A 7,995-nucleotide genomic window follows, 5' to 3' on the forward strand; every position below is an offset into this window, starting at 1 on the left:
TCTCCCGGCTTGTTTTCTCTTTAGTCCTTCAGCCTGGCCGCCAGATCCTCGAACATCTCGATGAACTGCATGGCTTCTTCTTCCGTAAAGCGAGAAATATAGGCTCCAAGCGTCTCGCCGATGACTGTTCCCGCTTGCTCGGCGACCAGCCGCCCCTCTTCCGTCAGCGACAAATAGGTCACCCGGCGATCCCGGTCATCGGGACGCCGGCGGACGAGCTTCTTGTCGACCAGCTTCGTCGTGATGGACGTGATGCTGCTCTTGCCGACGCAGAACGTATCCGCCAGCTCCGTCGAGGTGCTGTCCGGATGCGCGCTCAAGTAGCGGATGATGCCGAACTGCTCCTGCGTGATCCCTTCCGGCAGCTTGTTCTGAATCAGCGCTCCGAATCTTCGGTTGACCTGAGAGCTCGCTCTTTCGTAGCGCTCGATGATTTCCTTCAGCTTGGTTTCCTGCATTCGCTTCTCCTTTTCGTACAAGTTCGAATATAGAACAATTAGATAATCGAACTTTATCACGAGAAAAAGCCGCCTGTCAAACCGACAGGCGGCATGCCGAACCGGTCGCAGCCAAGCTGCGCGCGGCCTAGCTGCTCGCGACCAGCTTGTCATGCAGCCCCAAGGTCCCTGCGCAGCCCCACGATTCCTGCGCAGCCTCAAGGTCCTGCGCGCCATCGCGCGCCTTCTATGCCTGCGATCTCTCAAGCGGCGCGCGGCAATCATCGCTTTGCGCGACCTTCCTTTTGCCATGCCTTTCTTCGCGGAACTTGCGGCGCTCCGCCGCTCAGGAGCGATCCTCATAAAGCTCCACCATGTCCTGAGCCATGCGCAGCATCTCCTGCGCCACCTCGGGCGGATCGAGGATCTTGACGCGGGGACCGTAGCTGAGCAGCCGGGAGTACAGCCAATAGCCTTTGTGGCGGGTGCAGGCGACCTCCAGCCAGCCGTCCTCGCGCTGCCGGATCGCCTGCGGCGGATATTCGTCCCGGACGCGCGTCCGGACGGAGGGATGGAACAGCAGGCGAAGCTCGAGCTGCTGCTCTCCGTCCGATTCCCAGCGCCGGTCCAGCTCCTCGATCGTCATCGCATGACGCTCGAACCGCTCCTCCAGCGGCTCCAGCCGCTGGATGCGGTTCAGCCGGAACGTCCGATAATCTTGCCGGAGCCGGCAGAAGCCGTACAAATACCAGACCATATCCCGCAGCACCAGCCCGATCGGCTCGATCTCCCGCTCCGACTCCTTGCCCTCCCAATTCATATAAGCCATATGAATCGCACGGCATTGCTCCAGCGCCTGCCCCAGCTCCTCCAGCATTCTCTTCTCGCGCTTTCCGCCTCGCCACGGATTAAGGTCCAGCACGACCTGGCCGGCGTCCTTCTCCCGTTCGGCGCCTCCCTCGGTACGGCTGAGCAGAGCTCCGACCTTGTCGAGCAGGCGCCCGAGCTGCTGCTCGCTCCACGCGGCCTGAACGCCTTTGAGCGCGATCAGCATGGAGCGCAGCTCCTCCATGCTGAGGTATTGCCGGTCGATCCGGAACGTATGGAGAATCTCGTAGCCGCCGTCCAGGCCGGGATAGGATACGACCGGCACGCCGGCCGCGTAGAGCGCCTCCAAGTCCCGATAGATCGTGCGCACCGACACCTCGAAGCGCTCGGCGAGCTCCTGGGCTCCGACCCTGCGTCTGCCCAGCAGCAGCATCGTGATGCCGAGCAGCCTCGCCAGCTTCATTTCTCTTCCGCCTCCTTGGCGACCTGCGTTAGTGCTTCCTTGCTTTGGGGTAAGGAAGACAACCCCCTCCTAGCCGATCCGGCAGCGGAGACAACATCGAAAAGAGGTGCTCGAAATGACCGACCCGAAAGACAAGTCCCTCCGATCCACGACTCCGTCCGTGGCCGATCGGGACCATCCCGAGCAGTACCCGACGGAAAAAGAAAGCCTGATGGATCAGGATCCCGCCCAGCAGCACGTCGATCCCATCCCCGTCGAGGACCTGACGATCGAGCAGCAGGACGAGAAGGACAAGACGCATACGAAAGATGACTCGTCCAGCGCCCGGAAGTACCGCACTGGCTTCTGAGGCGCTTGTCCTCGCCCCCGGCTCGAGCTCAAAAGGGGAGCGCCATCTGCTCCAGCACTTCCTTGACTGGCCCCCGGCTCGCTTCGGCCGCGGGGTCTTCTCTGCGCGCGGCCAGCCGCTGCCCTAACGAAACGGAGCTGCGCTGCGGCTCGAACGCGGCGAGGCCGCCGTCCGTAGGGCCGCATCCGTCCGCCGGGCCGCCCGGCGGCCCGGCGCAGGCTTCGCCGCTCCACCGCCCCGGCTCCTCCACAGCCGGCAGCGAGCGCGGCAGCCCGTAAAGCAGCCTAAGCTCCTCGATTCGCACTCGCAGCTCTTCCTCGTAGCTGCGAATGGCATACGCTCCCTGGAAGATCCGCTCATACTCCGGCAGCACTTCCGGAGCCGCCTCGCGAAGCACGCCGTAGTACCAGCCCTTCACCTCGGGCGTCAGCCGCAGCAGCGAGCTCATCAGGAAGAGAGCGCCACAAGCGCGGCTCGCCTGCATCAGCTCCTGCAGGGCGCTTCGGGAATCCGACAGCAGCGGCAGGATCGGGGCGGCGAATACGCCGGCCGGCAGGCCGGCCTCACGAAGCTCGCGAAGCGCCTGCAGGCGCGGCGCAGAGAGCGGAGAGCCCGGCTCCAGACTGCGGATGAGCCGGTCGTCCAGCGTATGGAGACTGAAGTTGACCGACAGCACCCGGCACTGCGCGAGCAGGTCCAGATCCCGCAGGATGAGCGGCGAGCGCGTCGTAATCGAGACGGGAACCTGGTAACGGGCGAGCACCTTCAGGCACTCCCGGGTAATCCGGTGAGCGCCCTCGGCCGGCTGATACGGGTCGGTAGCCGTGCCGATCGCCACATGCCCGATATCCCGCGCCATCGCAGCCAGGTCGAAGCGATGCCGCGCCGCCATCCGGTGCAGCTGCCCTTCGAGCGCGGCGGCGGCGTTCTCTTTGACGAGAATGCGGCTCTGGAACTCGTCCGCTCCCATGCCGATGAAGGAGTGGAACGCCCTGGCATAGCAGAAGCTGCAGCCATGCATGCAGCCGCGATAGGGATTGATCGACCAGCGGAAAAGCATCTTCTCTTCCTTGACCTTCGTCAGTAGCTGCTTGACTCGTATCAGCTCCGCCTTTGCTGCCGTCATGGCCTGCACCCCCTACAAGCGAACATTTGTTCTATATAGTGGAGTATAACACGCCCCTCCGGCTGCGGCAACCCGCTTCAACGCAAAAACGAGCTGCCGGAGCAGCTCGTCTCGCTCAAAATCAGGACAGGCCGGAATCGCCGCGGCCGGCTCGCTCGAGCCGCTCTTCGGCCAGACGCCCGATCAGTCCGGGCAGCCAGTCCTCCTGCCGCTCGAACCGGAATCCGGCCTTTGCCGCCTTGCCGCCGTCCATATACCAAGAGCCTTCGACTCCATAAGGAGAGCCGTTCTGCTCCGTCACCTCCGTCGTCAGCCGCGGCCGCCTGCCGGTCGCCGAGCCGATCATTCCGGCAAGCTCCCGCAGCGGGATGCTGCCTCCGGAGCAGGCGTTCACCGGACCGCTCAGCGGCGCCGACTTGAGCCAGCTCAGCAGCCGGCCCGCCTCATCGGAGCGGATGAACTGCACCCTCGCGTCCGGCGAAGGCATGCCGATCTCCAAGCCGGAAGCGACCCGCTCCACATGCCAGTGCAGCCTGCGCGTGTAGTCATCTTCCCCGACGACAAAAGGCGGCCGTACAAAAAGAGATTCCATGTCCGCCTGAGCCGCGAGCACCGCCTCCGACTGGCGCTTTCCTTCCGCATAGCTGAGCGAATGGCGGTCGGTGCCGGTCACGGGATAGCCTTCCGGCAGCCAGTCCTCCTCCCGCTGAGCCCGTTCGGCCGGCTCGTAGACCGCGAGCGAGGAGACGAAGACAAACCGCCCCGTCCTTCCGGCGAACGCCCTGCATGCCAGCCGCGCCTCATCCGGCGAGTAGCCAATCATGTCGTAGACGACATCCCACTCCCGGCCCTGGACGGCCGGCAGCAGCGAGCTTTCCTCGCCCCGATCCAGCACCAGCCTTTCCGGCTCGCCCTCGTATGTGACGTCCGTCTTGCCGGTCGAGCCGACCGTCACCTCGTGGCCTTCCCGCAGCAGCTCGTCGACCAGATGCTTGCCCATGAATCTCGTTCCGCCGAGCACCAGAATCCTCATGTCCTCATCCTTTCCTGTTGCCTCCCTTGTCGTATTCGTTCCCACGCGCAAAAAAACCTGCCTCCGGCGATGGAGGCAGGGCAGCTTGCAATTGGGACCGCTCAGGCCAGTTTCCACAGAGCGGGCGTCGTGGCCGGCTCCCATCCCGCCAAGGCGGTATGAGGCTGCAGGCACGCATAGGTCTTGCCGCCGTAGGTTGCTTTGTCCCCGGCTTTGTACGCCGTGCCCGGCGTCCAGGCCGCAGCTCCCGGCGTCGCGCTCGGCGTTGGCGTCGTACTCGGCGATGGCGTCACGCTCGGCGTTGGCGTCGCACTTGGCGTCGGCGTCGGCGTCGCGCTTGGCGATGGCGTCGCGCTTGGCGATGGCGTCGCGCTCGGCGTCGGCGTCGCGCTCGGCGATGGCGTCGCGCTCGGCGTCGGCGTCGCGCTCGGCGATGGCGTCGCGCTTGGCGTCGGCGTCGCGCTCGGCGTCGGCGTCGCGCTTGGCGCTGGCGTCGCGCAGGCTCCTGCCGCCTTCCACGGTCCATTGGCTCCGCTCAGATCCGGCCGATCTCCTTGCGTCCACCATTTCGCCTCGTAGACCGAACCGTTGTACGAAGCCTTCTGGCCGCCGACATACACCGTCGTCGCGCTCCAAGCCGCCGCCGTGCATAGGCCCGGAGTCGGCGTCGGCGTTGCGCTTGGCGTCGGTGTCGCGCTCGGCGTCGCACTTGGCGTCGCACTTGGCGTCGGCGTTGCAGTCGGCGTCACGCTTGGCGATGGCGTCGGCGTCGCTCCCGGCGACGGGCTCGGCGCCGTTCCGTACAGCTTTTCATACTCGGCTTTCGAGGAGCTTCCGTTCAACGTCACCCGCTGAGGCCCGCCGGAGAAGTTCAGCTTCATCATGCCCGGAATGTCCAGCGTCGCGCCGTTCGCGATCGTCTGCGTCGCCGTTCCCGTCAGACGGTAGCGGTTGAAGTCCCACGCCGTGGAAATCCGCTCGACCGAACCGGCTCCCCACGCGGAGGTCAGCGTCGTCGTCGTCGGCAGATCGAACTCCAGCTTCCATCCCCCGGCGATATCCTCTCCGGTGTTGTTCGTGATCTTGAGCGAGTATGTGTAGTTCGGATGATCGTAATTGCCGCTGAACGCGATGCTGAAGTTTTTCGGCGCAGGCAGCTGCGGCTTCGCGGCTCCTCCGGGCAGTCCGGCCGTCTTCAGCTTGTTGTAGGCGAATTCGGTCAGCGTATTGCCGTACGTGTACGTTCCGTCGGCCGCCTGCGAGTAGTCGCCGGTCAGCTCCCAGAACATCATGCCGCCCAGGCCCTTTTCCTTGATGTAGTCCAGCTTGTATCCGAGCGATTCGGTGTCCTCATAGGTCAGGAACACTTTTTTGCTCGCGTTGAACAGGTAAGGCGTTTTTGTCACCGGGTCGAAATAACGCTTGTTGGCCGGGTCTTTGAGCAGATTGAGGATATGCCAGATCGGATTCGCTCCGGCCGGCTGCTCCGGCGCGGGATCGTTCCAGATGCCGAACTCGCCGTCCGCCCCTCCTCCGGTCGTCGGCGCCGTTCCGTACAAGCCGGTGTTGTCGATGCCGCCGTTCACGTTTTTCCAGCCGCGGGAATAGTACGGGACGCCGATGACGATCTTCTCCGGCGGCAGCGTGCCGAGGTAGTAGCGGGTCGCCCAGTCCGTGTTCAGCACCGGCGTGCCGAGCGCGGCCGTTTCCGTGTCGCGGGCGTCCGGATACAAGGCGGAATGAGGACCGACATAGCCGTTCCAGGCGCCGTGGAAGTCGTAAGTCATGAGGTTCGCCCAGTCGAGATATTGGTTCGCCTCGCCGAGCTTCATGCCGCCGAGAATCCAGCTCGACGCCGTCGCGGCGACGGTCAGATCGTATTTCTGATTGTCCTGAGCGCCTGCCGCATCCAGCTTCTCGCGCAGCTTTTTCATCAGCAGGATGTAGTTATCGTAGTTCACCTTGCGCAGCGGCTCGGCGACCGAGAAGTCATTCGGATTGCCCGATTGGCCCGTGCCCGACGGATATTCCCAGTCGATATCGACGCCGTTGAACTTGTACGTCCGCAGGAAGTCGATGACGCTGTTTGCGAACGTCTCGCGGCCCGCTTCCGTATTCGCCATATTATAGAAACCGCCCGAGCCCGCCCAGCCGCCGACCGAGATCAGCGTGCGCACGTCCGGATAGAGCTGCTTGTACTTCACGAGCTGGTTGAAGTGGCCCTTGAACGGAAGCTCGGCGAGCTGCCCCGGATAATCCTTCTCGACAGCCGCCTTGCGGTCCATGATTTCGATCTTGTTCTGAGCGTTTACTTTGGCGAAGGCATAGTTGATGTGCGTAATGCTTCCCCACGGAATCTTGTCGACCGTGTAGAAGCCTTTGTTTTCCTGGTCTCCCCATTCCGGAAAATAAGCGACGATCTTGCGGGGATGGTCGGCTGCCGGGGCAGGTGCCGACGGGCCCGTCCCAGCCGCGGCCTTCGTCAGCGCGATGCCTGGTCCATAAAGCGGAACGAGGACGATCAAGGTCATCAGAGCGGCGAGCAGGCGGGCCGCCGGCTTAGCTTTGCGATAGCTCATGGCGTTCATGCGATTCGATTCCTCCATGCGGATTGATAGATTCGTTGAGGCTGAGCATTGAAAAAGCCCCTTTTCGTCCATTCCAGGTTCGGTTCGGAATGCCGCGAAAAGGGGCTGCAGGCTGGACAGCTTATTTCAGCTTCCAAAGAGCGGGAGTCGTAGCCGGCTCCCAGCCGGCGAGCGAGGTGTGAGGCTGCAGGCAGGCATACGTCTTGCCGCTGTAAGTCACGACATCTCCCGCTTTATACGCTACGCCTGCAGCCCAGGCAGAGGCGCCTGGCGTTGCGGACGGCGTCGGCGTTGCCGTAGGTGTAGGAGTCGCGCTTGGCGTAGGCGTTGCCGTCGGCGTCGGCGTTGCGCTCGGTTTCGGCGTTGCGCTTGGCGTAGGCGTCGCGGTCGGCGTTGGCGTAGGCGTCGCGCTCGGTGTCGGACTTGTCGTTCCGCAAGTGCCGGCTGCCTTCCAAGGACCGTTCGCTCCGCTCAGATCCGGACGATCGCCTTGGGTCCACCACTTCGCTTCGTAAATCGTGCCGTTGTAGGAAGCCTTTTGTCCGCCCGTATAAACCGCCGTCGAGCTCCATGCCGTCACCGTGCACGTGCCCGGAGTCGGCGTCGCGCTTGGCGTAGGCGTTGCGCTTGGGCTTGTCGTCGGTGTCGGCGTGACGCTCGGCGTGGCGGTTGGCGTCGGCGTCGCGCTCGGCGTAGCCGTCGGTACCGGCGTCGGCGTTGCGCCCGCATAGCCGAGATCGGAGGCCAGCTTGTTCAGCAGCGTCTTGTTGCGGTCGCCGCTCGTCTCCCAGAACATCGCGCCGGCGAGACCTTTGGATTTCAGGTAGCTCGTCTTGAAGTCGAAGGATTGAACATCGTCATAGCTGATGTACGTGCCGTTGGTCGGATTGTACAGGTAAGGCACCTTAGCGGCATCATTCCAATAGCGCGTGTAGCCGTTCTTGTTGATATAGTTCGCTTCCAGATCATAGAAGTCGTAGCTGCCCTTCTCCCAAGTTCCCGTGGAGGAAATGCCCGCGCAGACTTGGTACTGTCCATTTCCTGCCGTCGGACAGCCGCCCCAGCCTCGACCGTAGAAGGCCATGCCGAGCACGAGCTTGCTTGCCGGTACGCCTTTGGCAAGGTAGGTCGTGACAGCCTTGTCGATGTTAAAGTTCTGCGGATCCGTCAA

The 7,995-nt window shown here is 63.5% G+C and carries 7 protein-coding genes (1 of these 7 cut by a window edge); 1 reads left to right on the forward strand and 6 read right to left on the reverse strand.

What is annotated here, in order from left to right:
• Positions 1-20: 20 nt before the first annotated feature.
• The gene (locus B8V81_RS08370) at positions 21-458 is read right to left on the reverse strand and encodes a MarR family winged helix-turn-helix transcriptional regulator (RefSeq protein ID WP_101808129.1); all 438 of its coding nucleotides are present in this window, start codon (positions 456-458) and stop codon (positions 21-23) included.
• 325 nt (positions 459-783) lie between these two features.
• Complete coding sequence (locus B8V81_RS08375) at positions 784-1,728, reverse strand: helix-turn-helix transcriptional regulator (protein ID WP_101808130.1); 945 nt, start codon at positions 1,726-1,728, stop codon at positions 784-786.
• A 115-nt stretch (positions 1,729-1,843) separates the two neighbouring features.
• Here B8V81_RS08375 and B8V81_RS08380 point away from each other — a divergent pair, with 115 nt between their 5' ends.
• The gene (locus tag B8V81_RS08380) at positions 1,844-2,077 is read left to right on the forward strand and encodes a hypothetical protein (RefSeq protein WP_028598336.1); all 234 of its coding nucleotides are present in this window, start codon (positions 1,844-1,846) and stop codon (positions 2,075-2,077) included.
• Positions 2,078-2,105: 28 nt separating this feature from the next.
• Here the strand turns inward: B8V81_RS08380 and B8V81_RS08385 are convergent, their stop codons facing one another.
• The 4 genes from B8V81_RS08385 to B8V81_RS08400 form a co-directional block, all read right to left on the reverse strand.
• Positions 2,106-3,203 carry an SPL family radical SAM protein gene (locus B8V81_RS08385; RefSeq protein WP_101808131.1) on the reverse strand — a complete coding sequence of 366 codons (1,098 nt, stop codon included), beginning with the start codon at positions 3,201-3,203 and terminating at the stop codon, positions 2,106-2,108.
• A gap of 121 nt (positions 3,204-3,324) precedes the next feature.
• A complete protein-coding gene (locus B8V81_RS25165) occupies positions 3,325-4,236 on the reverse strand; it encodes an NAD-dependent epimerase/dehydratase family protein (RefSeq protein WP_180968397.1) in 912 nt (303 codons plus the stop codon).
• A 101-nt stretch (positions 4,237-4,337) separates the two neighbouring features.
• On the reverse strand, positions 4,338-6,824 hold the full coding sequence (locus B8V81_RS08395) for a glycosyl hydrolase family 18 protein (protein ID WP_180968398.1): 2,487 nt from the start codon (positions 6,822-6,824) through the stop codon (positions 4,338-4,340).
• 121 nt (positions 6,825-6,945) lie between these two features.
• Positions 6,946-7,995, reverse strand: partial view of a glycosyl hydrolase family 18 protein gene (locus tag B8V81_RS08400; RefSeq protein ID WP_101808134.1) — the 3' portion only. It continues 906 nt past the right edge of the window; only the last 1,050 of its 1,956 coding nucleotides appear in the window; its start codon lies off the right edge, out of view — the gene reads right to left on this strand; the stop codon is at positions 6,946-6,948.

The sequence above is a fragment of the Paenibacillus pasadenensis genome (assembly GCF_002864175.1).
GTDB classification, from domain to species: Bacteria; Bacillota; Bacilli; order Paenibacillales; family Paenibacillaceae; genus Paenibacillus_O; species Paenibacillus_O pasadenensis.